The sequence below is a fragment of the Nocardioides hwasunensis genome, assembly GCF_014779665.1.
Lineage (GTDB): Bacteria > Actinomycetota > Actinomycetes > Propionibacteriales > Nocardioidaceae > Nocardioides > Nocardioides hwasunensis.
On sequence record NZ_JACXYY010000001.1, the window covers coordinates 529,145 to 555,707 of the forward strand.

The 26,563-nt window shown below is 73.5% G+C and carries 24 protein-coding genes; 12 read left to right on the top strand and 12 right to left on the bottom strand.

Features of this window, described 5'->3' with window-relative positions; translation table 11 throughout:
- The first annotated feature begins 121 nt into the window (after window positions 1-121).
- From IEZ25_RS02655 to IEZ25_RS02705, 12 genes are all read left to right on the top strand, one after another.
- Window positions 122-673, top strand: a complete 552-nt coding sequence (locus IEZ25_RS02655) for a sigma-70 family RNA polymerase sigma factor (protein WP_318152002.1) — start codon at window positions 122-124, stop codon at window positions 671-673.
- Window positions 670-1,503 (top strand): hypothetical protein, encoded by an 834-nt coding sequence (locus IEZ25_RS02660; RefSeq protein WP_191197821.1) that lies wholly within the window; start codon window positions 670-672, stop codon window positions 1,501-1,503. Before IEZ25_RS02655 ends, IEZ25_RS02660 begins: the two co-directional genes overlap by 4 nt.
- A gap of 125 nt (window positions 1,504-1,628) precedes the next feature.
- Window positions 1,629-2,594: a ribokinase gene (locus IEZ25_RS02665; protein WP_318152003.1), complete on the top strand. Its 966-nt coding sequence runs from the start codon at window positions 1,629-1,631 to the stop codon at window positions 2,592-2,594.
- A 90-nt stretch (window positions 2,595-2,684) separates the two neighbouring features.
- Window positions 2,685-3,350: a hypothetical protein gene (locus IEZ25_RS02670; RefSeq protein WP_191197822.1), complete on the top strand. Its 666-nt coding sequence runs from the start codon at window positions 2,685-2,687 to the stop codon at window positions 3,348-3,350.
- Between the two features lie 64 nt (window positions 3,351-3,414).
- Entirely contained in the window at window positions 3,415-4,425 is a 1,011-nt protein-coding gene (locus tag IEZ25_RS02675; protein WP_191197823.1) for an Ig-like domain-containing protein, read from the top strand.
- Window positions 4,422-5,789 carry an Ig-like domain repeat protein gene (locus IEZ25_RS02680; protein ID WP_191197824.1) on the top strand — a complete coding sequence of 456 codons (1,368 nt, stop codon included), beginning with the start codon at window positions 4,422-4,424 and terminating at the stop codon, window positions 5,787-5,789. Before IEZ25_RS02675 ends, IEZ25_RS02680 begins: the two co-directional genes overlap by 4 nt.
- Before the next feature lie 82 nt (window positions 5,790-5,871).
- Complete coding sequence (locus tag IEZ25_RS02685; protein ID WP_191197825.1) at window positions 5,872-9,084, top strand: BTAD domain-containing putative transcriptional regulator; 3,213 nt, start codon at window positions 5,872-5,874, stop codon at window positions 9,082-9,084.
- Window positions 9,085-9,135: 51 nt separating this feature from the next.
- Window positions 9,136-9,723: a hypothetical protein gene (locus IEZ25_RS02690; protein ID WP_191197826.1), complete on the top strand. Its 588-nt coding sequence runs from the start codon at window positions 9,136-9,138 to the stop codon at window positions 9,721-9,723.
- Window positions 9,720-10,442, top strand: a complete 723-nt coding sequence (locus IEZ25_RS02695) for a hemerythrin domain-containing protein (protein WP_191197827.1) — start codon at window positions 9,720-9,722, stop codon at window positions 10,440-10,442. The genes IEZ25_RS02690 and IEZ25_RS02695 overlap by 4 nt, the downstream gene beginning before the upstream one ends.
- A gap of 49 nt (window positions 10,443-10,491) precedes the next feature.
- Entirely contained in the window at window positions 10,492-11,406 is a 915-nt protein-coding gene (locus IEZ25_RS02700; RefSeq protein ID WP_224748273.1) for a GNAT family N-acetyltransferase, read from the top strand.
- A 180-nt stretch (window positions 11,407-11,586) separates the two neighbouring features.
- Window positions 11,587-11,709: a hypothetical protein gene (locus IEZ25_RS21725; RefSeq protein ID WP_263575169.1), complete on the top strand. Its 123-nt coding sequence runs from the start codon at window positions 11,587-11,589 to the stop codon at window positions 11,707-11,709.
- A 39-nt stretch (window positions 11,710-11,748) separates the two neighbouring features.
- A complete protein-coding gene (locus IEZ25_RS02705) occupies window positions 11,749-12,402 on the top strand; it encodes an NUDIX domain-containing protein (protein ID WP_191197829.1) in 654 nt (217 codons plus the stop codon).
- Between the two features lie 96 nt (window positions 12,403-12,498).
- On the opposite strand, the gene IEZ25_RS02710 is transcribed toward IEZ25_RS02705, so the two are convergent.
- Genes IEZ25_RS02710 through IEZ25_RS02765 form a run of 12 tightly spaced genes read right to left on the bottom strand, consistent with a single transcriptional unit; the run spans window position 12,499 to window position 26,484 of the window.
- The gene (locus tag IEZ25_RS02710; protein WP_191197830.1) at window positions 12,499-15,909 is read right to left on the bottom strand and encodes an error-prone DNA polymerase; all 3,411 of its coding nucleotides are present in this window, start codon (window positions 15,907-15,909) and stop codon (window positions 12,499-12,501) included.
- A gap of 27 nt (window positions 15,910-15,936) precedes the next feature.
- The gene (locus tag IEZ25_RS02715; protein ID WP_191197831.1) at window positions 15,937-17,538 is read right to left on the bottom strand and encodes a Y-family DNA polymerase; all 1,602 of its coding nucleotides are present in this window, start codon (window positions 17,536-17,538) and stop codon (window positions 15,937-15,939) included.
- 19 nt (window positions 17,539-17,557) lie between these two features.
- Window positions 17,558-18,226 (bottom strand): hypothetical protein, encoded by a 669-nt coding sequence (locus IEZ25_RS02720; RefSeq protein ID WP_191197832.1) that lies wholly within the window; start codon window positions 18,224-18,226, stop codon window positions 17,558-17,560.
- 31 nt (window positions 18,227-18,257) lie between these two features.
- Window positions 18,258-19,139, bottom strand: a complete 882-nt coding sequence (locus IEZ25_RS02725) for a phosphatase PAP2 family protein (protein WP_191197833.1) — start codon at window positions 19,137-19,139, stop codon at window positions 18,258-18,260.
- Window positions 19,136-19,636: a glycosyl-4,4'-diaponeurosporenoate acyltransferase CrtO family protein gene (locus tag IEZ25_RS02730; RefSeq protein WP_191197834.1), complete on the bottom strand. Its 501-nt coding sequence runs from the start codon at window positions 19,634-19,636 to the stop codon at window positions 19,136-19,138. The genes IEZ25_RS02725 and IEZ25_RS02730 overlap by 4 nt, the downstream gene beginning before the upstream one ends.
- Window positions 19,636-20,826 carry a glycosyltransferase family 2 protein gene (locus IEZ25_RS02735; RefSeq protein ID WP_191197835.1) on the bottom strand — a complete coding sequence of 397 codons (1,191 nt, stop codon included), beginning with the start codon at window positions 20,824-20,826 and terminating at the stop codon, window positions 19,636-19,638. The genes IEZ25_RS02730 and IEZ25_RS02735 overlap by 1 nt, the downstream gene beginning before the upstream one ends.
- On the bottom strand, window positions 20,823-22,217 hold the full coding sequence (locus IEZ25_RS02740) for a cytochrome P450 (protein ID WP_191197836.1): 1,395 nt from the start codon (window positions 22,215-22,217) through the stop codon (window positions 20,823-20,825). The genes IEZ25_RS02735 and IEZ25_RS02740 overlap by 4 nt, the downstream gene beginning before the upstream one ends.
- Window positions 22,214-22,597: a lycopene cyclase domain-containing protein gene (locus tag IEZ25_RS02745; RefSeq protein ID WP_191197837.1), complete on the bottom strand. Its 384-nt coding sequence runs from the start codon at window positions 22,595-22,597 to the stop codon at window positions 22,214-22,216. Before IEZ25_RS02745 ends, IEZ25_RS02740 begins: the two co-directional genes overlap by 4 nt.
- Window positions 22,594-22,950, bottom strand: a complete 357-nt coding sequence (locus tag IEZ25_RS02750) for a lycopene cyclase domain-containing protein (protein WP_224748274.1) — start codon at window positions 22,948-22,950, stop codon at window positions 22,594-22,596. Before IEZ25_RS02750 ends, IEZ25_RS02745 begins: the two co-directional genes overlap by 4 nt.
- Complete coding sequence (gene crtI / locus IEZ25_RS02755) at window positions 22,947-24,566, bottom strand: phytoene desaturase family protein (protein ID WP_318152004.1); 1,620 nt, start codon at window positions 24,564-24,566, stop codon at window positions 22,947-22,949. Before crtI ends, IEZ25_RS02750 begins: the two co-directional genes overlap by 4 nt.
- Window positions 24,563-25,447 (bottom strand): phytoene/squalene synthase family protein, encoded by an 885-nt coding sequence (locus tag IEZ25_RS02760; protein WP_191197838.1) that lies wholly within the window; start codon window positions 25,445-25,447, stop codon window positions 24,563-24,565. Before IEZ25_RS02760 ends, crtI begins: the two co-directional genes overlap by 4 nt.
- Entirely contained in the window at window positions 25,444-26,484 is a 1,041-nt protein-coding gene (locus IEZ25_RS02765; RefSeq protein ID WP_191197839.1) for a polyprenyl synthetase family protein, read from the bottom strand. Before IEZ25_RS02765 ends, IEZ25_RS02760 begins: the two co-directional genes overlap by 4 nt.
- Window positions 26,485-26,563: the final 79 nt, after the last annotated feature.

A 26,563-nucleotide genomic window follows, 5' to 3' on the forward strand; every position in this document is an offset into this window, starting at 1 on the left:
CCCTTTGGCATGTGGGTGAGTCACCCCGCTCCTGCAGGTTCCACGGGTGGGCTGTCACACGACCGCCGTCTCGAGGCGTTTGACTGGTGTGACCACCTTCCCCCTCGATTGGACGACGCCGGTGACTCCCGCGAGACCGAGCACGGTCACCGCCTCGTTCGACGACTTCGTCCATGCGACCGCTCGCACCATGCACGGCACGGCACTGCTGCTGACCGGCGGCGACCACCACCTCGCGCAGGACCTGACCCAGGCCACGTACACGAAGGTGTTCATGGCCTGGCGACGGATCTCTGGTCTGGAGGACCCGGTCGCGTACACGCGTCAGGTCCTCACACGCACGTACCTGTCTCACCGCCGGCTGCGCCGCAACAGCGAGCGACCCGCCGACGTGCTCGTGGATCGGCCGGGGGTCGACGGACCGGACGCGGCCGTACGGCTCGACCTGATTGCGGCGCTGGGGACGCTCAGGGCCGGAGACCGGGTCGTGCTGGTGCTGCGCTACTGGCTCGATCTCAGCGTGACCCAGACCGCGGTCAGCCTCGGGATCAGCGAGGCCGCCGTACGCCAACGGGCTCGCCGGGCCCTGGTCAGGCTCCGCGAGCAGTTCCCCGACCTCGAGCTCGACCCATCTCGTCCCAACCACGACTCACAGCCACAGGAGCAGCGATGAAGCTTCACGAGCAGCTCGAGCGGGAGCTCGACTCGCACGACCGACCTGACATCGACGTCCAGCGGCTCAGTCACGTGGCGCGCGGTCAGGGGACACGCGCGCTGCGCCGCCGCCGCGTCGTGTCCGGTATCGCCTGTGCGGCAGCTGTCGCCGCCACGGCCGTGGGAGTCGACGCCCTCGCCGTCGGACCCGACCAGGCGGACGTCGCAGGCGAGGTGGTGACGGCAGTCAGCCCCGCCGTCCCGGACGCCTTCGACCCGTCGGCGCCGGGGCCGAGCGCCCCGGCGACGGGACGCGGCGTCGCCGCCGCGCTCTGGTGGGCAGTGACGGACCTCCAGGCCGGCACGGCCACGAACTTCGGCGGCCAGGCCGGCCACGAGTGGCACGCCAGCCTGGAGTGGGACGCCGCCGACGGCGAGGGCACCTCCCAGCTCGACGTCAACGTGCAGAACGACATGCCGTTCGGTGACTGCCGCCCGGACAAGGCGGTCGTCGACTGCCAGGTCAGCACGCTCGCGGATGGCAGCATCCTGAAGACCTACGAGCAACGCACCGCGGCTGACGAGGAGGTGGGCATCGCTCGCATCGTCCAGCTGCGGCGCACTGACAACGTCCAGGTCTCGGTCTCGGCGACCAACGGTCTGTCCCTCGCGGGCGGAGGTTGGGATGTCCGACGCTCGCAGCCTCCGCTCACGATGGAGGAGCTCACCGAGTTGGCGGCGCAGCCGTTCTGGGGTCCCGACCTCCCCACGGTGTTCATGGACGCCGGCCAGGACCTCGTCCCGTACCGAGCGCAGGGCACGCCGTGGCCGAACATGACCGCTCGCTGAGCGCGTTGCCGCCGCATCGCGCTGGCTCGTGACGGTCTCCAGGAGGAGCATGACGACTCACCATCGTGGAAGGGTGTCGCCATACACCGCCGACGGCGAGCCGGGCATCGAGTGAGGACATCGCAGTGAGTGGTCAGGTCATCGTCGTGGGGTCGAGCAACTACGACCGCACCACGTACGTCGACTCGCTTCCCCGACCGGGCGAGACGGTCACCGCCCAGGAGACGCGTGAGTCGATCGGGGGCAAGGGAGCGAACCAGAGTGTCGCCGCCGCCACGGTCGGCGTGCAGGTCGTGTTCCTGAGCGCGCTGGGCCACGACACGGAGGGCACGGTGCTGCGTCACGAGCTCGGTGAGCGCGGGGTCGAGCTGGTCGACCTGCTGCCCGGCACGAGCCAGCGCACCGGCACGGCCGCGATCACCGTCGACGAGCAGGGCGAGAACGTCATCGTGGTGTCGCCGGGCGCCAACGGCGCGCACCTGCCCGAGGTCACCGAGAGGTGTCTGGCGAAGGTAGGGGAGCGGGTCGGGGGCGACGCGGTCGTGGTGAGCCAGGCCGAGGTGCCGGTCGACACGATCGCGCAGGCGTCAGCGTGGGCGGGCCGCCACGATCTGAGGTTCGTGCTCAACATCGCGCCGTACACCGACCTCCCCGCCGAGGTGGTCGCGTCGGCGAACCCACTGGTGGTGAACGAGACCGAGGCGCTCGCGCTCCTCTCGTCCCTGGGCCGGGCGGTGCCCGGCGGTGCGGAGGACGCAGACCCCGTCGAGCTGTGCCGGAGCCTGGCGGGTTGTGCGGTGAGCGTGGTCGTCACCCTCGGTGCGCGCGGTGCTGCGTGCCTCGTGGGCAACCGGGTCGAGGTCAGCGAGCCACCCGCGGTGTCGCGGGTCGTGGACACCACAGGTGCGGGTGACGCCTTCGTCGGCGCCCTCGCGGCGCTGCTGGCGGGTGGACGCTCTCTGCCCGAGGGCGTGCGGCTGGCCACCGAGCTGGCCGCCCTGACGGTGACCGAGGCGGGCGCCGCAACGTCGTACCGCGTGTGGACCGCCGACGTCCTGGACCACGTCCTGGGCGCGAACACGCCGCGCTGAGGCTCTGAGGGAGGGCGGTGCAACTCGCCCACAAGCAGGCGTGGCGGCCCGTGCAAGACCCGCGCAAGAGCTCCGCCGCACGGTGCTCCCATGACCACCAACACCCTCTACCGCCTCAGCGCCGTCGCGCTGATCCTGTCCTTCGCGTTCAGCCTGCTCGGCGGGGTGCTGCACCCCGTCGTCGACGGGCAGTCGCACTCCATCGAGGTCTTCCTCGCCCCGCGCTCGCCCTGGGCGCAGTACTTCATCTACGTCGGTGCCCTGTTCCTGATGCTCGGCCTGCCGGGCGGCTACCTCTACTTCCGTGAGGAGCTCGGCAGGGTCGGGTTCGTCGGGTTCACGATGTACATGCTCGGCAACGCCCTGAGCGCCATGTCGCACCTGGTCGTCGAGGCGTTCGTCGCCCCGACGCTCGCCGCGGACCCGCAGGGTCGTGCCCTGATCTCCGACCGGGGCGAGATCTTCGACGGCGCGGCGTTCGTGACGCTCCAGCTCGTCGGTGGCCTGATCTTCGTGATCAGCCTGCTCGTGATGGGCATCGCCCTCATCCGGGCGACCGGCATCCCCAGCTGGATCGGCGTCCTGCTCGTCGTCGGTGCGCTGCCGCTGCTCGTCCCGCTCCCGGAGCGCCCCGTCCTCGCCGGCCTGATCGTCGAGGTGCCCAGGGGGCTGATGGTCGCCACCCTCGGCGTCCTCATCCAGCAGCGTCTCGGCCACAGCCGCGTCGCCGCGGAGCAGGAGCCGGCTCATGCCTGACCCACTGACCGACCACCCCACCCGCAGCAATCACCCCCCGACCACCCACCACGAAGGACCCACCATGACCACGCGCTCAGCACGCCTTGCGCCCGTTCGCCGCTCTCTCCGCAACCGGGCAGGGATCGCCCTCCTCGGCGCCCTCGCCGCCGTCGTACCCCTGGCGCACGGTGCGCAGGCAGCAGGCGACTGGAACCCCGGCAAGCACGACGAGGACACCGTCATCAACTGCATCACCCAGCAGCCGGCACCCGGCGTCAGCGCCGACGTCGGCTGGCGCTCGGAGACCGGTCAGGTGCCGAAGGTCGGCGAGGTCTTCTACGTCCGCGGCTACGCCGGCCTGGTCTCGATCCCCTGCAGCGGCGCCGTGACGGTGCTGCCGGAGCTGATGCTGCCGTCCGGCGTCGTGCCGGCCGACGACAAGGCCCCCCTCTACTGGGACCTGACCAAGTCGGGGACGCCCCAGGCGCTCAAGACCGACACCCTCACCTTCGACCGTGGCGCCAACGGGGGCTTCCTGATCGGCACCCCGGACCGCAAGGCCTGGGAGCTCCGCGTCGGGGACATCCTCGAGATCCAGGTCCCGGTCGTCGCGACCCGCGAGCTGAAGGGCCCGGCCACCCAGCAGCCGGAGTGCCAGACCCGCATCGACGGCACCGCGCCCTGCCCGGCCGACGTCTCCGGCGACCACCTCCAGGTCGCCTTCACCGTCGGTGGCCACGGCGGCAACAAGCACTACGTGACCCCGTACGTCGGGCTGTTCGCCACCGGCGCGGCCACCGGTCCCGCAGGCCCGACGCCCGGAGCCACCCAGGCGGCCTCCACGACCAAGGCGTCGTACCGGGTCGCGAAGCGGAAGGCCACGATCACCATCACCAGCACGGCAGCCGTGTCCGGCAAGGTCGTCATCACCGACAAGGGCAGGAAGATCGCCTCGACCCAGGTGTCCGGGCGGGTGACCACCCTCAAGCTGCCGCGGCTGAGGAAGGGCAAGCACGTGCTCGTCGCCCGCTACGGCGGGTCGGAGCAGGTGCTCGCGTCCTCGTCGGCTCCCACGAAGGTGACGGTCCGATGAGGCGCGGGGCTCGCACCGCCCTGGCACTGGGCACCTCCGTGGTGCTCGCCGGCACACTCACCTCGGTCGCGGGGCCGGCAAGCGCTGCGACCCAGCCGCTGACCGTGGTCTCCGGCTGGGGTGGCTTCGACGTCGGCCAGTCGGTCGTGCCGGCCGGCCTCGCAGGCCGCGAGGTCTGGAGCGTGTCGGCGGGCGACGAGCACTCGCTGGCCATCACCTCCGACGGTGCCGTCACCGGGTGGGGCTGGAACGGCGACGGACAGATCGACATCCCGTCCGACCTCGCCACGGGAGCGACCATGGCCTCGTCGGTCGATGCCGGCGTCTACGCCTCGCTGGCCATCGCATGGGACGGCAGCGTCCGCGGCTGGGGTGCCCTCGGCGACACCGACGAAGGGCAGATCGACATCCCGGCAGAACTGCGCGGGCCCCACCCTGCGAGCCGCGCCAGCACCGTGTCGATGGGCACCTACCACGCGCTCGCCATCGTCGGTGGCGGTCGAGTCGTGGCGTGGGGCGCCGAGGGACGACACGCGGCGATCAACGCCGGTCAGACCCACGTCCCCCAGGACCTCCTCGAGGGGTCGCACTACGCCGTCGACGTCGCAGCCGGTTACCTGCACTCGGTCGCGGTGGACACCCGCGGGGTGGTCTCGGTGTGGGGCTCCAACCGGCACGGGGAGAAGCAAGTCCCCGCACGCGTCGCCGAGGAGGACGTGATCGACGTCGAGGCGCACGGAGCCACGTCCATGGTCCTCACCGCCGACGGTGAGGTGATCGCCTGGGGCGACTCCGGCACCGGCCTGACGGAGCTCCCCGCAGCGCTCGACGGCGTCAAGGTCGTCGACATCGACCTCGGCGCCGAGGTCGCCATGGCGCTGACGAGCACCGGTGACGTGATCACGTGGGGCAACGCGGGGAAGATCCACCCGGTCCCTGCGGCGGTGAGCCAGTACGCACCGATCACGGGCATCGCGGCCGGCGGCCGCCACCTGCTGGCGATGCACCGGGCGCCGGCACCTCCGCCGGTCGCCACACCGCCGGTCACCTCCCCCGCACCGGCGCCGCCAGCACCGGTGAAGGCGACCACGTCGCTCACCCTCAAGGCCCCGGCGAGGGTTGTCGCAGGCAGGAAGGTCGCCGTCAGGGTGACTCTCACCGGCACGACCGCGGGCCCGGTCGTGATCACCGACAAGGGCAGGAAGGTAGCGACCCGCGCCGGTTCGGGCACCGTCAGGCTCCGCCTCGCGAGGGGCCGGCACACCCTCGTCGCGACGTACGCCGGCTCGGCGAGCGCGCTCGCCTCGACGTCCGGGCCGCTCACGGTGAAGGTGGTGGCGAAGAAGAAGCGGCAGAAGCGCTGAGCGACGCTGCAAGTGGACCGCAAGTGGGGCGGCTGACGATGAACACCGTCAGCCGCCCCGTCGTCGTCCCTAGGATCAGCCCATGCTCGAGGTCCGCGCCTTCGGCAGTGTCCGTGCCCGCCTGGACGGGGAGCCCGTCGACCTCGGCGGGCCACGTCAGCGTGCGGTGCTGGGAATGCTCGTCGCATCGGGGCGCCGCACCGTCTCGATCGACCGGTTCCTCGAGGAGCTCTGGAGCGGTGAGCCCCCGCCCAGCGCGATCGGCGCGCTGCAGGCGTACGTCTCCCGTCTCCGGTCGGCCCTCGAGCCCGGACGCGAGAAGCGTCGCCCGGCAGCGGTGCTGGTCAGCAACCCGCCCGGCTACGCCCTGTCGTTGCCGGACGAGGCGGTCGACACCTGGCACTTCACCTCGCTCGTGCGCCGCGCGGCCGGGCTCGACGACGAGCCGGCCCTGACCGTGCTCGACGAGGCACTCGCGCTGTGGGGCGACGGACCGTTCGCGGAGTACCTCGACCAGGACTGGGCCGCCACGGAGGCCACCCGGATGGGCGAGCTGCACGCCGAGGCCGTCGAGGCACGAGGCTCGGTCTCCCTGAGACTCGGGCGCGGGGGAGCGACGGTGGCCGACCTCGAGGAGCACGTGCGTCGGCACCCCCTGCGGGAGCAGGCGGTCGGCCTGCTCGCCCGTGCCTACTACCAGTCGGGGCGACAGGCCGAGGCGCTGGCGGCACTCAGCATGGTGCGTGAGCGGCTGGTCGACGAGCTCGGCGTCGACCCCGGCCCCGAGCTGCGCGAGCTCGAGTCCGACATCCTCCACCAGGCCGAGCACCTCGCCGCGCCACCGCGTCCCGTCGCGGCCGTCTTGCCGACCCTTCCGGAGCGGTCCCTCGTCGAGAGCACACCGCTGGTCGGGCGCGAGGACGAGCTGGCCCGGTTGGGTGCCGCCGCGGGCTCCCTGCGCCGCCGGGCGGGGGTGGTGTGGGTGGAAGGTGACGCGGGCTTCGGCAAGTCCGCTCTCGTCTCGAGGTTCGGCGACCAGTCGATCGCCGACTGGTCCGTGGTGCGCGGGCACTGCTCGGAGGTGGCCGGCGCACCCCCGAGCCACGCCTGGCTCGAGATCCTCGACGCGCTCGCCGCGCCCGTGCCGGACGACGCGCACCCCTTCGCGCTGGCCGACGCCGTACGCCATCGGCTCGAGCAGCGTGCCACGCCGACCCTGCTGGTCGTCGAGGACGTGCACCGTGCGGACGACGACACGCTGCAGGTGCTCTGGCGCCTCGTCGAGTCGGTCGACGCACCGGTGCTGGTGGTGGCGACGTTCCGCAGCCACGAGGTCGGTCGCGACCTCGCCGCCACCCTCGCGCTCACCACGGAGCGCACCCTGGACCGCATCGTGCTCGGGGGCCTCGACCAGCGCGCGGCCCGCGAGCTGATCTCGCAGCACGTGGCGGCACCGCTGCCCACGGACGCCCTCGCGCGCCTGCTGGACCGCTCGGCGGGCAACCCGCTCTTCCTGCGCCAGCTCGCCCAGCTCGTCGAGTCCGAGGGAGTCGGCTCGGTGGACGCGGTGCCGGCTGCGATCCGCGACCTGCTGCTGCGCCGGATCGAGCGTCTGCCCGAGACCACGGTCGACGCCCTGTCGCGCGCCTCGGTGCTCGGCCGCGACATCGACTTCGACCTGGTCCTGGCGCTCGAGCAGGAGTGGGGCGACGCGGACGAGGACACCGTCGCCAACCAGCTCGACGCCGGCCTGGTCGCGGGGCTCCTCGACAGCCCGCGCCCGTCGGAGCTGCGGTTCACGCACGCGCTCATCCGCGACACGTTCTACGGACGGCTGCCGCCCCTGCGCCGCACCCGGCTGCACCGAGCGGCGCTCACGACGTACCTCAAGGAGTGGCCCGGGCGCGTCGAGGAGATCGCGCACCACGCGACCGCGAGCCTGGACCGTCGATCCGCGGCCGACGCCGTCCCGCTGCTGCTGGCCGCTGCGGCGCGCGGCGGTCCCTCCGGCGCCGTACCGCACCTGCGCACCGCCCTGCGAGCGCTCGAGCTGGCGGGGGCGGAGCCGCACGAGTCGTTCCCCGTGCGCCTCGACCTGGTCCGGGCGCTGGCCCGGGACGGCGACATCAGCTCCGCGGCGGCGGAGCGTCGGGTCGCGATCGACGAGGCGACCGCGCACGGGTCCACGACCGACGTCGCCCGCGCCTGGCAGTGGCAGTCGCCGATGATGTGGACCAGGCGGGCCTCCGACCAGGTCAGCGAGGAGTCGGTGCTGGCGCTGCGAGCCCTGCTCGACGAGACCGGCCACGACGACCCGGTGCTCCGTCTCGAGCTGCTGAACGCCCTCGTCATCGAGGCAGACCCGTGGAACATCGACGTGGTCGTGGAGGCCGCGGACGAGGCGGTGGCGATCGCCGAGGGCCTCGCCGACCCTGAGCTGCGGTGCCGCGCCCTCAACGCGGCGTACTTCGCGGTGCTGGCGTCCGACGACCCCACGGTCCTCGGCACCATCGGCCGCCGGATGCTCGCCGCCGCCGAGGAGGGCGGTCTGCACGGCTACACCGCGGTGGCGCACATGCACCTGCACTCGGCGGCGATCGCGGAGGCCGACCTGGGCACCGCGGCCGCCCACATCGACCTGGCAGTGCGGGCCGGGACGAGCGGCCAGCTGCCCGAGCTGCTGCTCCTGTCCTCGATCTTCGAGGCGACCACGATGCTGCTCCAGTCGGATCTCGCCGGCGCGCGCGACGGCTTCGAGCGCGTCTGCGAGGTGATCACCGGCTCGGGCGACCCCAACGGCTTCTTCATCTGGCTCTGGTCGCGGTTCGCCATCGACTTCGCCGCAGGGGACACCTCGGGGCTGAGGGAGCACGCGGAGCGGATGACCGAGCTGATGCCGTGGCACTCCACCGACCTGCTCGTCGTGACGCTGCTCGACGCAGGCGAGGTCGACCAGGCCCGCGAGCTGTGGTCGCCGACGCCGATGCAGCACGACGCCACCTGGCTCTTCGACATCGCCGTCCGGGCCCACATCGTGGCGTTCCTCGGTGACCTCGAGCAGGCACGGGTCGTGTACGACGAGATGTTGCCGTGGTCGGGCCAGCTCGCCCGGTCCCTCAACGGAGCCCTCGCCATGGGGCCGGTCGACCACTACCTCGGCCTGCTCGCCACGACGCTGGGTGAGCCGACCCTGGCCGCCGAGCACTTCGACCGGGCCCTGCGGCTGACCGGTCCGGGTCAGGCGACCACGTGGGACCGCACCTGGGTCAGGACGCCGGAGCACCTGCGGACCTGAGTGCAAGTCGGCGTTCAGCCGGTCGCAAGCGCGGTGGCGCACGGTGGACGCATGACGCCCCGACCCACGACCGTCCCGCCTGCCGCGGTGGAGGCACTCCGCCGCACCGTGGCGGGCCTGATCGTCTATCCGACCGACCCCCACTACCCGGACCTCGTCTCCGGCCTGCCGGCGCCGCCCGACGTCGTCGTGGTGCCCGACACCGAGTCCGCCGTGGCGGCCGCGGTCGACGTCGCCCGGGTGCACGGCCTGCGCACCGACGACGGCGCAGCGCGTCCGGGTGACGGTCTCGCCCCGACGATGCGGGTGCTGACCCACCGGCTGGTCGACGTCGTGGTCGATGCCACGGCCGGCACGGCCTGCCTCGGGCCGGCAGCCACGTGGTCGCTGCTCGCCGAGGCCGTCAGGGACACGGGCCTCCATGCCGAACAGATGGGCACCGTCGACCAGGCGGTCCTCACGTCCGCGGCGGCGGGTCACACCGCGGCCCTCTGCTTCCGCGTCGTGCGCTCCGACGGCTTCGTCCACGTCGTCACCGACGTGCTGCCGTCCGTGGACGACGAGGAGCCGTGGATCGTCACCGCCGTCGTCGTCCCGCTCGTCCCGTCCACCCGTCAGATCCAGGAGATCAGCTCATGACCACCGCAGACCACGCCTTCCCCGTCCAGCTGCTGCTTCCCGGCCAGGCCGCCGCCCACGCCGGACCGTGCGACCTGACCGGCATGTACGTCATGCACCACGCGTTCCGCCGTGACCTCAGCCGTTTCGCGGTCGCCATGCGACGCACGCCTGTGGTCGAGGTCGCCACCTGGCGCGCTCTGGCCGCCCGCTGGGACCGGTTCGCCCGCGAGCTGCACGAGCACCACACCAAGGAGGATGAGGGCATCTGGCCGTTGCTGCTCGACCGGGTCGGGCCGGAGGACCATGGGGTGCTGGCGGCCATGGAGGCCGAGCACGCCGCCATCGACCCCCTGCTCGCGTGTGTCGAGGAAGGGCTTCGCCGGCTGGCGAACGGCACCCCCGAGGGCACGGACAGCGTGCGCTCCGACCTGGCCGACGCCGTCGGCGAGCTCGCGGACCGCCTCGATGCCCACCTCTCCCACGAGGAGGCCGACGCCATCCGCATCATCCAGGAGCAGGTGACCGCGGAGGAGTGGGCCCACCTCGAGGCCACCGTCCTGCGCGGGAGGCCGACCCTCCGGCAGATGCTGTTCCTGCTGCCGTGGGTCACCGACGAGCTGCCGAGCGAGGCCCACGACCGTCTCTTCGCTGGTGCGCCCGCCCCTGTGCGGTGGATGCACGCGATCGGACGTCGCGGATACCGCACGCTCGACCGTCGTGCGTTCGTCCATGCGTGAGCAAGAAAACGGCAGGCGGACCGCAAGGGCGACGTCGCACACTCCTGTCATGGACCTCGACCTGCCTGCGGGCCTCACCCACCGTCCCCTGACCCTGGCCGACGCGCCGGCCGTCCTCGCTGCGATCGCCGCGGAGGAGGTCGTCGACCTCGGCGAGTCGACCATGACGCTGGAAGACGTCGAGTCCGACTGGCTGCGGCCCAGCTACGACATCGCGACCAGCACCGTGGGCGTCTTCGACGGAGACCAGCTGGTTGCCTACGCCGACCTCAGTGCGCCCAGCGTGGCCTACACCGCCGTGCTGCCTGACCACCAGGGCCGCGGGATCGGCACCGCACTGGCCGGCTGGGTGCAGGACCGTGCCCGTGCTGGCGGCTCCGACCGGGTGGGCTCCCAGATGCCCGAGGGCAGCGCCGCCGACCGGCTGATGCGTGACCTGGGCTACGAGGCCCTGTGGACCGCCTGGGACCTGGAGCTGCCCCCCGAGCGCGAGATCGTCGCCCGGCCGCTGCCTGACGGGGTCACCGTCTCCGACGCCTCGCCGTCGGACCGCGAGGCGGCCTGGACGCTGCTGGAGGACGCCTTCCTCGAGTGGTCGGACCGTGACCGGGTCTCGCTCGACGACTTCGGCGCGCGCATCTGGGGGCGGACCGGCTACGAGCCGTGGAACCTGCGCCTGGTCCGCGACGCCCGCGGTGAGCTGCTCGGCGCCACCCACGTCCATCTCGCGGGCGGTGACGACGGGACCCCGTCGGCGTACGTCGCCAAGATCGCCGTCCGGCCGGACCAGCGAGGCCGCGGGCTCGCGCCGGCCATGCTGGTCGACGCCTTCGCTCTCGCGCGAGCACACGGCGCGACACGGTCCTACCTCTCCACCGACACCCGCGCCGGCGCGCGCGGACTCTACGAGCGCGTCGGCATGGTCGTGACGTCGACCTGGGTGAACCGCAGCATCCGTCTCTAGAGGCTGCGTGTCACCCGGCTTGCTGGTGCGCGGTCCCTCGGACCTGACGTCGCCGGGTGAGGCGAGCCGCCGCCGGACGTAGGCAGCGACCTGCAGGGCGATCGCAAGGTCGCCGCAAGGGCTGCCGGCCAGAGTCGGGTCATCGGCCGACCGGCTGACCTGACCGAAGGAATCACCGCCATGGACACGATCCAGCACCACCGCCCGTTCCCGTCCCGCCGACGTCGCGGCGAGGAGTCCCGTCGCCTGAGGCGCGACATCACCCTGGAGATCGCGCTGCGCCGGCTCGACTTCCCTCGCTGAGAAGATGTCGGGAGCACCATGACGAGTGAGGAGAGGACGATGGCACGAGGCGCCGACGAGCCGGACGGCCGTGGCCGCACCGGTCTCCACCTGACCGGGCGTGACCTGGACCGCAACCCGGACGTGGTGGTCCGCGACGTCGAGCTGCTGAGCTCGGACTGGTACGTGCTGCGCGCGACGACGTACGACATCAGGCGCGCGGACGGGGCGTGGCACACCGAGCGGCGCGAGACCTACGACCGGGGTGACGGTGCGACGATCCTGCTCTACGACCTGGACCGCCGCACGGTGCTGCTGACCCGGCAGTTCCGCTACCCCGTCTACGTCAACGACCACCCCGACGGGATGCTGCTGGAGACCCCGGCCGGCCTGATCGAGGAGGAGGACGGCGAGAGCGCGATGCGCCGCGAGACGCTGGAGGAGACCGGCGTCGAGGTCGGCGAGGTGGAGCGCCTCTTCGACCTCTACATGAGCCCCGGCTCGGTCACCGAGAAGCTGCTCTTCTTCGCCGCGCCCTACACCCGCGCCGACCTCTCGGGCACGCAGCACGGCGTCGCCGACGAGGGCGAGCACATCGAGACCGTCGAGCTCGGCTTCGACGAGGCGCTCGCGGGCATCGGCACGACCATCGTCGACGCCAAGACGGTCATGCTGCTGCAGTGGGCGGCCCTGCGCGGTCCGTTCGCGCGCTGAGCGAGGCCGTCGGCAACACGTGTCCGAGATGCTGACCTCCGCGCAGCGATCCGAGGGCGACAGCTCGGACACGTGTCGGGGGTGGTGGTCGCAGGCTCAGCGGAAGTCACGTGAGGACGCCCGCGCCTGCAGCACGGCCCCCGCGCCGGGCACGACGACGTCGATGCCCTCGACCCGGTCGGCGATGAGGTTGACGACACCCTCGTTGCGCTCGAGTCGGCCGCGGATGACCACCGCCACCCGGTTGCGGGCTGCCTGGCGGTGCGCCTTCATCACGCCGATCGAGCACACGACGTTGAGCATCCCGGTCTCGTCCTCGAGGTTGAGGAAGGTGACACCCATCGCGGTGCCGGGCCGCTGACGGTGGGTGATCAGCCCGCCGACGTGGACCCGGCGCCCCGACTCCGCGGTGTCGAGCTCGGCGACGGAGCGGACGCCGGCGCGGCGCAGCTCGTCGCGGAGGTGCTCGACCGGGTGGCGCTCCGGGGAGATCCCGGTGGCCCACAGGTCGGCGAGGGTGAGCTCCGGCTCGCTCATGCCCGGCAACGTCGGCGCGTCGGGTGCAGGCGTGGTGCCCGGCAGGTGACCGGAGCCCTCGGCGAACCCCGCCGCCCACAGCGCCTGGCGACGGTCGAGCCCCCAGGAGTCGAACGCTCCGGCGGTCGCCAGCGCCTCGAGCTGTGCGGACGTCAGGTCGGCGCGACGCGACAGGTCGGTCACTCCGGTGAAGGGCGCCTCGTCGCGCGCGGCGACGATCCGGCGCGCCACGTCGAGCCCGATGCCCCGCACCGAGTCGAGACCGAGCCGGACGGCGAGCATGCCGTCACGCCGATGGGCCGGCACCGGGTCGGGGGTGCCCGGCACCCACTCGGTGCGGGTGGAGCGTGGCTCGCAGCAGCCGCCGAGCCCGGTGGCGGCGACCGGTCCCGCCACGAGGCCCTCCAGATCGGCCTGTGCTGCCGAGCGCACGACGTCGGGACGGCGTACGTCGACCCCGTGGCGGCGCGCGTCGCCGACCAGCGACTGCGGTGAGTAGAACCCCATCGGCTGGTTGCGCAGCAGGCCCGCGAGGAAGGCCGCGGGGTAGTGCAGCTTGAACCACGACGAGGCGTAGACCAGCAGTGCGAAGGACAGGGCGTGCGACTCGGCGAAGCCGAAGTTGGCGAAGGAGAGGATCTTGACGTAGATCGAGTCGGCCAGGTCGCCGGTGATGCCGCGGCGCTCCATGCCGGCGTAGAGCTTGGCCTTGACCGACTCGATCCGCTCGACCCCGCGCTTGGAGCCCATCGCGCGACGCAGCAGGTCGGCGTCGTCGCGGCTGCAGTCGCCGAGAGTGACCGCCATCGCCATCAGCTGCTCCTGGAAGAGCGGCACCCCCTTGGTGCGCTCGAGCACCGGCACCAGCTCGGGGTGGTCGTAGGTCACCTCCTCCTGGCCGGTCGCGCGCCGGACGTAGGGGTGCACGGCACCGCCCTGGATGGGGCCGGGCCGGATCAGCGCGATCTCGATGGCGAGGTCGTAGAACTCGCGCGGCCGCAGCCGCGGCAGGGTGCCGATCTGGGCGCGGCTCTCGACCTGGAACACCCCGATCGAGTCGGCCCGGCAGAGCATGTCGTAGACGGCCGGTTCCTCCTTGGGCATCGTCGCGAGGTCCCACCGCTCACCGAGGTGGTCGCCGGCCAGCCGCATCATGTGGTCGAGCGCGCCGAGCATGCCGAGCCCGAGCAGGTCGAACTTCACCAGGCCCATCGACTCGCACGCGTCCTTGTCCCACTGCAGCACGGTGCGCTTGTCCATCCGGGCCCGCTCGATCGGGCACACCTCGCCGATCGGGCGCTCGGTCAGCACCATCCCGCCGGAGTGGATGCCGAGGTGGCGCGGCGCCCCCATCAGCTCCTCGGCCAGCGCCACCACCGCAGCCGGCACGTCGTGCGCGTCGGGATCGCCCATGTCGCCGGCGACGACCGACTTCCAGCCGTCGATCTGCTTGGACCAGGCGTCCTGCTGGCCAGGGGAGTGCCCGAGCGCCTTGGCGGCGTCGCGCACCGCCATCCGTGGCCGGTAGCTGATGACGTTGGCGACCTGGGCGGCGTTGCGGCGCCCGTAGGTGTCGTAGACCCACTGGATGACCTCCTCGCGCCGGTCGGAGTCGAAGTCGACGTCGATGTCGGGCTCCTCGTCGCGGTGGGCGGAGATGAAGCGCTCGAACGGCAGCTTGAAGAAGACGGCGTCGACCGCGGTGATGCCGAGCGCGAAGCAGACCGCGGAGCTCGCCGCCGACCCGCGGCCCTGGCAGAGGATGCCGCGCCCGCGGGCGAAGGCGACGATGTCGTGCACGATGACGAAGTAGCCGGCGAAGTCCTTCTCCGAGACGACCCGCAGCTCGTGCTCGAGGCGCTCGCGCGCGGCGGCCTCGTGGGGGACGCCGGCGTAGCGCTCGGCGAAGCCGCGCTCGGCCAGCACCCGCAGCCACGAGTCGGCGGTGTGTCCCTCGGGGATCTGCCGCTTGGGCAGCGCGGGGGAGGCCTTGCGGAGGTCGAAGGCGAGCTCGTCGGCGAGCGAGACGCTGCGCGCCACCGCCCGGGCGCCGAGCCCGTCGGGGTACGCCGCCAGCGCGGCGGCCGTCTCGTCACCGCTGCGCAGGTGGGCCGAGCCCGACAGGTCGAGCCAGCCGTCGAGGTCGGCGAGGCTGCGTCTGGCGCGCACGGCAGCCATCGCGGAGGCGAGCCGGTGGCCACGCGGCGTGGCGTGGTGGACGTTGCCCGCCGCGACGACGTCGAGCCCGTGCACCGCGGCCAACGAGGCGAGCGTGGCGTTGACGGTGTCGGCACCCGGTCGGGGTGAGAGCTCGACGAGCACGTGCTCGAGCCCGAACAGCGCGGTCAGCCGGTCGAGCTCGGCAGCCGCTGCCGACTCTCCGCCGCTGGCCAGCGCCTGACGGACGGTGCCCTTGCGGCACCCCGTCAGGACCGTCCAGTGCCCGCGACCGCGCTCGCCCAGCTCGTCGAGGTCGTAGACCGGTCGTCCCTTCTCGTCGCCACCGAGGTGGGCGTCGGTCATCGCCGCGGCCAGCCGGTGGTAGCCCTCGACACCGCGCGCCAGCACGAGCAGGTGGCTGCCCTCGGGGTCGGGCACGCCGTTCTGCGGGCCGGTGAGGCCGAGGGACAGCTCGGCACCGAAGACGGTGGGCAGGCCGTGCTCCGCTGCTGCCTCGGCCAGCATCGGGGCGCCGTAGAAGCCGTCGTGGTCGGTGACGGCCAGCGCGTGCAGCCCGAGCCGCACCGCCTCCTCGACCAGCTCGGCCGGCGAGCTGGCCCCGTCGAGGAAGCTGAAGTGGCTGTGGCAGTGCAGCTCGGCGTAGGGCGTCACGTGGGCGGGTCGCTCGATCGCGCGCGCCTCCGCCCGTGCGTGCTTGCGCCGCGAGACCGGTGCGTCGTCGGCGCCCGGCAGGCCGCTGAGTCGGCGCTCGAGCTCCTTCCAGTGCATGGCGGGGTTGTTCCAGCCCATCAGCGCACCACCCCGACGGCCGGGCGCTCAGTCATAGCCGGCCTCCAGCGACCAGCCCTCGGGCGAGCGGAGCAGGAGCCAGGCCCGTCCGTCGGCACCCACGACCTGGAAGCGGGCGCTGGGCCCACTCCCGCCCGACCACCAGCCCTCGTCGGTCGGCCACGGCCCGGCCCATGCCGTCACCGGCTGCCACGGCAGGCCTGGCCCGCCGCTGACGACGCCGTCACCGCCGACGCGGAAGCGCCGCGGCTCGCCGGTGACGACCCCGCGATCGGTGACCCGCACCTCGCGCCCGGCGTCGTCGACGACCTCGGCGACCGGCGGTGTCGCGAACACCCGCACCGGCGCCGGGCCCGGCACCCGACCGGGCCAGGGCCGGTCGACGGGACGCAGGTCGACCGCCCGCTCCCCCCAGGGCACCAGTGCCTGCCGCGCCGCAGGGCTGCGACCGCCCTGCAGCACCGGACGGCGCACGGCGTCGAAGCCGACCATGCCCTGCACCCGGGCCACGCCCCGCTCGACGAGGTCGTCGGAGGCCGCCCCCCACAGCGCCTCCCCGTGGGCGGCCGCCGGCTCGACGACCTCGGGCACGAACCGGATCCGCTCGATCGGCGCCCGCACCCGGCCGACGTCCTTGCGTGCGCGCAGCGAGCTGCCGGCACCGCTCGTGGACCCGGCTCCCTGCAGCTGCCAGTGCACCCGGTCGACCAAGTCGCGGGCGGCGAAGTGGCGCGGGTGCAGCCAGGTGCGTGACGAGCAGACGACGGCATCGGACTCGGCCTCGATGCGCACGCCGGTAGCGACGAGCTGGTGGTGGGCCAGCTGGGTCAGGAACCGCTCCGTGGTCGTGCGCACGCTGAAGGTGATCGCCTCGACAGAGTCGAGCGGAGGCTCGAAGACCACGTCGGCCTCGAGCTCGGGTGGAGGGGTGCGCGCGGCGAAGAGCGCAGGGTCCTCGCCACGCGCGCGACGCCACACGGTCGCGCCGTAGGCGCCGAGCCGGTGCTGGACGGCGTCGCCCGGCAGGTCGGCGAGTGCACCGAGCGTGTGGAGCCCCAGCCTCTGGAGGAGGCTGACCAGGTCGCGGCCCTGCGGCCCGTCCTGCTGCAGGACGTGCACCGGCAGAGGGCCGAGGAACGGCGCGGCGCCACCGACGGGGACGATCTCCCACCCCTGGACGCCGGCGGTGCGGGCCGCCTGCTCGGCGGTGAAGAGGTCGTCGGCGATCCCGATGCGGACGTCCCACACGTCGGCCTCGACGAGGGCCTGGCAGACCGTGGCGGCGGCGTCGGACTCGGTGCCGTACCAGCTGCCGGGCGCGCGGACGGCCAGCAGGCCGGGACGCAGCGCTGCCACCCCGGGACGCAGAGCCTCCACGACGCCCAGCACCGGCTCGAAGGCCCGGGCGTCACGATCGGGGTTGGCGGGGAGCAGCACCAGGTCGGGACACCGGGACTGGGCGTCACGACGTCTCTGCCCACGGCGCACGCCCTCGGTGCGGGCCGGGCCGTTGCACACCTCGACGACGTTGGCGGAGAGGACCGCGGCGGGGGAGCGCCGCGACCGCTCGGCCTCGTCGAGCGCGGCGACCACCGACCAGTCGGGGCACCACACCACCATCACCCTCATCGCCTCTGCGCCCCGCGGCTCATCCGGAGGCCCGGTGGATCTCCCGCACCGGTGTCGCCACCACCTCGCGCGCTCCCGGCCACGCCAGGTCGGTGCGCTGCGGAGGGCGGGCACCCCGGCGCACGACGAGGCGGGCACGGCGCTCCTCCAGCTGCCCCGTGCCGGACGCGGGGCCGCGCCAGCTCGACCCCTCGACGCTCAGGCGGGCCTCCGCGCGGGGCCAGTCGCCGTGCACGACCAGCACTGCCGAGCGGGTGCGCAGACGGGAGTCGAGGATGCCGGCCGTGCGCTCGTCGACCGTCGCAGGAGGGCGCAGCACGACCAGCCGGAGCACGTCGACCAGTGCCGCGGTGACCTCCAGCCAGTGCTCGCCCGGGTCGGGGACCACGACCGTGCGGGACAGCTCGATCCCGAGCTCGGCCGCCGCCTCCGCTCCGAAGTCGGCGCAGCCCGCGAAGCCGATCCACTCACCGGCCTGCGAGGCGCCCGCGGCCAGCGCGAGCGCCAGCGAGGCCGAGTCCACGGCGTAGGCTGCCCCTGCGTGCAGCGGCACCAGCCCGGCCAGTCCGGGCAGGGTCGGCACGGGCTCGCCGGCCGGCTTGCGCTCCATCGCGGCGACCCGCTCGCGCAGCTGCTCGACCACCGATCGGGCCGGGTCGAGGGCGGCGACGGAGCGGGCGGACGACATGGCTCCATGATCGAACAGGTGTTCGAACGAGTCAAGCGGGCGGAGGTGCCTCCCGTGCGACCCGCCGGGAGGCGACGACGGCTCCCGCGCGGGCCGCTGCGGTGATGGCGACCGCGGCGACCAGCCAGCCGGCGACGACGTCCACCACGTAGTGCTCGCCGGTGTAGACCAGGACCACGCCCATGGCCAGGACGTACGCCGCCAGCGCGGCGCGGACCGCACGCGAGACCGACGGCCACAGGAACAGCGCCACCAGCAGGGCCGCGCCGGCGTGCAGCGACGGCATCGCGGCGACGGGGTTGCTGCCCGTCTGTCCGGTCCGGGTGAGATCGCCGAGGAGGCCGAGGTGGAGGACGTCCCAGCCGATCGTCGAGATCCGCTCGACGTCCCCGATCCGGCCCTGGTCGGAGGCGAGCCACGGCGGCGCGGCGGGATAGGCGACGTAGCCCGCGATGCCCACGACCGACATGGTGAGCACGGCGACCAGCCAGGCGACGAACCGGTGGCGCAGCCGGAACCACACGAACGCGGTGAGCAGCGGGATGGCGACGAAGTGGGTCGCGTAGACCAGCGCAGCGACCGCGTCCCACCAGTGCGCCGATCCGTCGACGAGGCGGGCCTGGAGCCAGACGGTGGGGACGGCGCCGAAGACCCAGGTGTCCGCCCGAGCCGGCCCGTCCACGTGCAGGACCGCCCCGAGGCGGTTGGTGCCGCTCCCGCCGGACAGCGGCGCGCTCACCCAGTCCGCCACCGCGTAGACGACGAGGATCAGGCTCAGCGGCGAGAGCGACATCAGCAGCTGGGCGATCGGGCCGTGCCGAGACGGTGGTCGCCGGACCGCGCGCCGCCCGGGCTCCTCGACCTCGACGCGCGGGGCGGAGCTCTGCGAGCGGGCGCTGGCCCGGTTGCTCACGCGCGGCTCCTGCGCCGGGCCAGACGGGCGAGGAGCGCCTGGGTCCGGAACCGGTTGTAGCGCTGGATCACGATGAAGGGGAGGTTGACGAGCACGCCGTAGGAGACGAGCAGCCCGGCCGCCAACGGCGGGTTCCAGAGGAGGAACAGCGGCGAGCAGGCCATCGCCCACCAGTGCGCCAGCTCGGCGCGACGCGTCTCGCGGACGAACGTCTCGAGGCCCTCGACGTCGCCACCGGGCAGCTGTCGCTTGCTGATCCCGCCCTCGAACGTCGCACCCGCCTCGGGCAGGCGGTCCTTCCAGCGGTGGACCAGCAGGCGTCGGCGATACCACCGGCCGCGGTCCTCGAAGCCCTTCTGCCGCAGCACCGGGCCCTCGCGCCGCAGCCGGTCGTCGCCGAGCCGGTGGGCGGCGTAGCCCGTGGCTGCGTGGAAGAGGCCCCAGGCCAGCACGTCGACGACGACCGTCAGGGTCTGCGGCATGACGAGTCGGAGCATCAGACCACCTCCTCCCGGGACCGGGGGCCGCGCAGGTCGACGTCGCGGCCGCGCCACCGCACGGAGCGGCGTACGAGGGTGAGCACCGCCGAGCGGGCGAAGACGAGGTCGAAGGCGAGCAGCGGCACCGGGAACAGCGCCCACGCCCACCAGCGGAACGAGCCCAGCCGCCGCAGGAGCGAGCGGAGGTGCCAGGCGAGCGCGACCCACGCGGTGGTCCAGACGGCGACGTCGCCGGTGGCGAGCCAGCCACCACGACCGGTGAGGGCCAGGATCCACGAGAGGACGGCGCCGACGGCCACGGCGTGGTGGACGCTCACCCACAGCACGGTGGCGAGGGTGGCGAACGGGGAGGCGCTCGACGCCCCCGAGGCGATGTTCTTGGTCCACCCCGACACGAGCTGGCCGAGGCCGCCCGGATAGCTCCGCATGGTCACCGCGGTCTCGCCGACCGCGCAGGTGACCGGGAGGCCGGCACGGGTGTACGCCGCCGCGAGGGCGGCGTCGTCGAGGATCTCGTCCCGCACCGCGCGATGACCGCCGGCACTGAGGAGGTCCGAGCGGGAGGTGAGCAGGCACGGCCCGAACGCCATCGGCCCGGTCGCAGGCCGCCGGGTGAAGGCCGAGCTCGCCATGACCGCGACCACGTTGAAGTAGGCCGAGAGCTGCTCGTAGGGGCGCACGACCCGGTGGAAGGGCTGCACCGAGACCAGTCCACCTCGGCGGGCGTGCACCTCGAGCAGCCCGGCCAGGGCGTCGGGCGCGAGGACGGTGTCCGCGTCGAGGAGGAGGAGCACGTCTCCCGAGGTCGCCTCGGCTCCCACGTGGCAGGCCCAGGCCTTGCCGGTCCAGCCCGGGGGTGGCGCCGGGGCGGGCACGACGACGGCGCCGGCGGCACGCGTAACCGCGGCCGTGGCGTCCACCGACCCGTCGTCGACGACCACGACCTCGGCGACCGGAGGGTCCAGTGCGGCGACCGAGCGCAACAGGGCGGGCAGGCTCGCCTCCTCGTCGCGCGCGGGGACCACCACGGACACCGCTGGCGTCCGTGCCGGCCGGGCCGCGGTCGGTGGGAGGGTGCGGAGATCGGCGAGGAACCAGTGGGAGGCCGCCAGCGCGGCCAGCACGAGCACGACGACCACCAGGTCCGGCACCAGGTCCGGCAGCAGCCCGCCGAGCGGGTCGCTCATCCGCCGCTCCCGGGCGCCCGCGTGACCAGCAGCGGCATGCCGCCGCGGGGGTGCACGGCCACCTGGGCCTGGGCCTGTGGCCGTCGCCAGCCGGGCGGCACGGCGACCCGGTGGTCGCGCAGGAGCTCGGACAGCACGACGACCATCTCGCCGAGCGCGAACTCGCGTCCGATGCACAGCCGGGGGCCCTGGCCGAAGGGGAGGTACGCCGTCCTCCCGGCGTCGGTGCCGAGGAACCGCTCGGGCCGGAAGGCGTGGGGACGCGGCCACACGTCCGGGCGCCGGTGGACCAGCCACGGGCTGACGATGACCAGCGTGCCGGCGGGCACCTCCTGTCCGGCCACCACGTCCACGTCGTGCGCACGTCGCGACAGCGCCCAGGCCGGCGGGAACAGCCGCAGCGCCTCGTCGACCACCGCCCGCGTCCACGGCAGCGTCTCGCGGTGGCCCGTCAGCGAGACGGGGCCGACGTGGTCCGCGAGCTCGGCGCGCACCCGCTCCTGCGCCGACGGGTGCTCGGCCAGCAGCATCAGCGTCCAGGCGAGCGCGGCGGCGACGGTCTCGTGGCCGGCGATGACCATGGTGACCAGCTCGTCGCGGACCTCGGCGTCGGACAGGTCGCTGTCGAGCAGCAGCCCGAGCAGGTCGTCGCCGTGGGTGCTGCCCGACGACCTCCTGGCCCGTCGCTGGGCGATGATCTCGGCGGCACTCTGGTCGAGCCGACGGCGTGCCGAGCGCAGCCGGAGGTTGGTGCGGGTGGGGGTCCACTCGGCCGTGGGCAGGATCGAGCGTCCCAGCCGCACCACCAGGTCGGCGGCGTCGCTGGTGGCCGTCAGCAGCCGCTGCGCCTGCCCGGAGAGGTCGGCGGAGAAGAGCGCGCGGCCGACGGCGTCGAGCCCCACCCGGTGGGTGAGGGCGGACACGTCGACCACCTCGCCCTCCGACCGACCCGGGTGCCGGCCGGGACCGAGCCGGGTGGTGACCGCGTCGCGCGCAGCCGCCCGGACCTCGGCGGCCACGGCGTCGAGCCGCTGGCGGTGGAAGGCGGGTGCGGCCAGTCGCCGGTGGTCCAGCCAGCTCGGCTCGGCGGATGCGAGGAGGCCCGGCCCGGTGACGCGCGCCAGGGCGGCGTACTGCACGGTCTGCTTGCCCCAGCTGCGGGCTGCGGTCTGGAGCACGTGTCGCACGTCGGCGGGGTCGTTGAGCAGCAGCGCCGGCGGTCCGGGCACCGGGAAGGAGACCACGTCGCCATAGCGCTCGCCGACCGAGGCCAGGAAGGAGAGCGGGTCGGCGCGCACCGAGCGGAAGGCACGTGCCATGTCGAGCGAGGTCGGACCGGGGATCCCGAGGTCGGTGGGCTGCAGGTCCTGCAGGCGCGTGGCGATGCTCATCCGCGCACGTCCCGGTCCACGTCGGCACGCTCGGCGCCGTCCGCCCGCCCGGCGCGGCGCGGGTCCCGGGTCCCGAGCCAGGTCCAGACCACGCAGCTGGTGAGCACGAGCGCGAAGCCGAAGGCGAGGTCCTCGACCGGTGCGTAGACCAGGCGTCCGTCGCCGACGAGCACGATGCGGTCGCTGCCGATGATCGCGTCGGGGGAGTAGCGCACGATGCCGCGGCCGGTGAGCCAGCCGTTGGTGACGAGCTGGAAGAACACGATGATGGCGTAGGCCGACCACCAGTCGCGGGTGCTCGTCAGGCGGGTGCGCGCGCCCCACCGGTCGAGCGCGAGCGCGGCGAGGACGCCGAGGACGGCCAGGGTCGTGTAGGTCACCGGGCGTCCTGCCGGCGCCGGGTGCTGGCCTCGCGCACCCGTCGCCGCGCCACCTTGACGGCCTCGAGGGTCAGCACCGAGACGAGGGGGATCACGACGAAGAAGGCGATCTCCTCCAGCGGCAGCCCGGCGACCCGGACCGGCAGCGTCTGCGCGGCGTCGAAGGTCCAGTGCCCGCCCGCGTGGGTCGCGTAGAGGTCCCACACGAGGAACGGCACACCGGCCATCGCGATCGTCAGCAGCAGGCGGCGACGCTGCCGCAGCACGTCGAGCCCGAAGGCCGGGACCAGCGGCAGGGTGCCGGCGAGGCAGAAGGCCAGCATGGCGACGTACGACCAGTGCAGCAGGCTCATCGCACCACCGGCACGGAGGAGTGGTCGCCGGTGAGGCGCTTGAGCACGAGCTCGGCGCTGATCAGGCACATCGGGAGCCCGACGCCGGGCACGGTGCTGGCGCCGGCGTAGAACAGCCCGTCGACCTTCGCGGAGGTGTTGCCCGGGCGGAGGAAGGCGCTCTGGCGCAGGTTGTGCTCGAGGCCGAGGGCGCCGCCGCGCCACGAGTGGTAGCGGCGCTCGAAGTCCGCCGGGCCGACCGTGTGGCGGACCCGGACCCGGTCGCGCAGGTCGGGGACGCCCGCCCACGCCGCGACCTGGTCGAGCGCCGCGTCGACCGTACGCTCGACGAGCGGCGAGCCGGCGCCGTCGTCGTCGCCGGAGCCGATGGAGACGTCGGCCGGCACCGGCACCAGCACGAACAGGTTCTCGCAACCCTCAGGTGCGACGCTGGGGTCGGTCTCGGACGGCTTGCAGACGTAGACCGACGCCGGGTCGGGGACCCGGGAGTCACGTCCGAAGATGTCACCGAAGTTCTGCGCCCAGTCCGAGGTGAAGAACAGCGAGTGGTGGGTCAGCTCCGGGAGCCGTCCCTCGACGCCGAGCATCGCCAGCACGGCGCCGGGGCCGGGGGAGCGGCGCCGCCACGCGGCCTCGGGGTGGGTCTGCAGGCGCTCGGGCAGCAGGGACGTCTCGAGGTGGTGCAGGTCCGCGGCGCCGACGACGACGTCGGCCGGTGTCGTGCGTCGTGCGCCGTCCGCGTCGACGTGCTCGACCCCGGTCGCCCGCGGGCGACCTCGGGAGTGCTGGCCGGTGATGATCCGCGACACCGTCGCGCCGGTGTGCAGCCGCGCGCCGTGGCGCTCGGCGAGGGAGGCGATGACCTCGATCAGTCGGGTGAAGCCGCCCTGCGGGTAGAGCACCCGGTCGCCGAGGTCGAGCCGGCTCATCAGGTGGTACATGCTCGGCGCGCGGTCGGGCGACGAGCCGAGGAACACCGCGGGGTAGCCCAGCACCTGCCGGAGCCGGGAGTCGGAGAACCGCGAGGCGACGTGGCTCTCCAGCGAGCGGGTCAGCAGCCCGGCGAGCGCCGGCGTGCGGCGTACGACGTCGGTGCGCAGGAACGACGAGGAGGAGTCGAAGTTGCTGTAGAGGAAGCGGCGCAGCGCCAGGTCGTAGGTGTCCTGGGCGGAGTCGAGGTAGGCGTCGAACGCCGCCCCGGCGCCGGGTTCGACCGACTCGAAGAGGGCCCGGTTGTGGGCGCGGTCGGGACGCAGGTCGAGCGGCTCGTCGTGGCCCTCGAAGAACACGCGGTAGCTCGGGTCGAGCACGCGCAGGTCGAGCTCGGCCTCCGCCGTCGTGCCGAGGAGCTCGAAGAAGTGCTCGAAGACCTCCGGCATCAAGTACCACGAGGCGCCGGTGTCGAAGCGGAAGCCGTCGCGCTCGACGCTGCCGACGCGGCCGCCGAGCTCGTCGTTCTTCTCCAGCAGGTCGACGCTGTGACCGCGGGAGGCGAGCAGTGCCGCCGTGGCGAGGCCGGCGATCCCGCCGCCGATGACGACCACCTGGCGAGGCTCCGTCCCCTCGGGGGGAGTCGCCGGGCGGCGGCCGAGCCGTTCGGGCAGGCGCAGGGTCACCGACGATCGCCTCGCAGTGCGCCGACGGCCAGCCGGACCTTCACCGACGGCGGCACGCTGACGCGCGTGCGGCGGATCTCGGCGGCCGGGGTCGCGCGCAGGCGCGCCGCGAGCTCGGCGAAGGTCGCGTGCGCCGCGCGGACGGCGCGGCGGCTGCTGGTCGGCAGACCCGGCACCACGGCCGCCGCGGCGTCGAGGTCGGCGTCGATGTCGTCGAGGATCAGGTCACGGTCGCGGTCGCAGAACGCGTCGACCTCGAGCCCGGGGAAGTAGTCGCGCCGCAGCACGTCGTGGTCGTCGGCGAGGTCGCGGATGAAGTTGAGCTTCTGGAAGGCCGCGCCGAGGCGGCGGGCGCCGGGTGCGAGCCTGTCGTAGGCGCTCTCAGCGTCGGTCGGGCCGTCGGGGGCCGCCAGGAAGGTGCGCAGGCACATCAGCCCGACGACCTCGGCCGAGCCGTAGACGTAGCGATCGAAGCTGGCCCGGGTGTGGGTGCAGGCGTCCAGGTCACTGCGCATCGAGTCGAAGAACGGCTTCACCAGCGCGTCGTCGATGCCGGTCGCGCGGGCGGTGCGGGCGAAGGCGTGGACGACCAGGTTGCCGCTGTAGCCGTGCTGCAGCGCATGACGCACGTCGTCCTGGAGCCAGTCGAGCATGGTCGCGCGCGGCTCGCGCTCGAGGAACGGGTCGGGGTTGTCGACGATCTCGTCGGCCACCCGCACCAGGGCGTACACGTTGCGGACCTGGGTGCGCACCGGCTCGGCGAGCAGGCGGGACGCGAGCCCGAACGAGCTGGAGTACTCCCGGATCACCACGGCGGCGCTGCCCTCCGACACCAGGTCGTAGAGGCTGCGGACCGGGGTGTGCCGCACGAGGAGGCTCACGCGACCAGCTCGCGTCCGCCCGCGACCCGGGGTGCGATGATCGTGGACGTCAGCAGGTCCAGCGAGATCCCGAGCTCGTCGGTGATCTCGTGCGCGGCCGCCAGCCGCTGCTCGGCGAGCCCCTCGACGAAGTGCCGCGATCCCGACTCGGTGAGCAGCTCACGCACCTCGCGCAGCTCGGCGTCGTCGAGGTCGCGACCGACGTGGCGGCGGATGCGCTCCCAGGCCGCGGTCGAGCGGGCGTGGACCAGCAGCGGGGTCTGCTTGCGGCTGCGCAGGTCGCTCGTCGTGCTCTTGCCGGACTCGCGCGGGTCGCCGAAGACCCCGACGAGGTCGTCGGTGAGCTGGAAGGCCACGCCCAGCGCGCGCCCGGCCTCGGCGAGCAGGTCGGTCGTGCGCTCGTCGGCGCCGGCCAGCACCGCGCCGGCGCGGAGAGGGAGGCTGAAGGAGTAGGCGCTCGTCTTCTGCTCCGCCATCGCCAGGCTCTCCTCCAGCGACACCGGCGCGAGGTCCAGGGACAGGCGGACGTCGGCGAGCTCACCGGCCGCGGTCGTGTGCAGTGCCTCGTCGAAGAGGTCGAGCAGGCGGCGGACGACGTCCGGGGGCGGTCCGCTCGTCGCGACGGCGCGCACCGCCGTCGACAGCGCCAGGTCGCCGGCGAGGATGGCTGCCGTCCGGCCGTAGTCCGAGGCCTCCCGGCTGTCCGCGTCGGCCGCGCGCGCCCGGTCGCCGAACGTCCCGCTGACGTTGGGCCGGCCCCGGCGGACGTCGTCGCCGTCGATGACGTCGTCGTGGATCACGAAGGCGGTGTGCAGCAGCTCGACGGCGGCGCCCACCACGGCGGCCGCGTCCGGTGAAGTGCCACCCAGTGCGTCGTGCGTCGTGACGACCAGGGCCGGGCGGAACCGCTTGCCGCCCTCGGTGGCCGCGCACAGCGCGTCCCACAGCACGGCGTGGTCGGGGTCGATGGCCGCGGCGCGCGTGCGCCCCTCCTCCAGCAGTCGCAGGAGTGCCGCGTCCGTCGCGGTGGCGCTCATCGAATCCTCCTCGGGTGCGCCCCGAGGAACTCGGGTGCACCCCAAGGTACCCGCGGACCCGCATCTCACCCTCACCCCT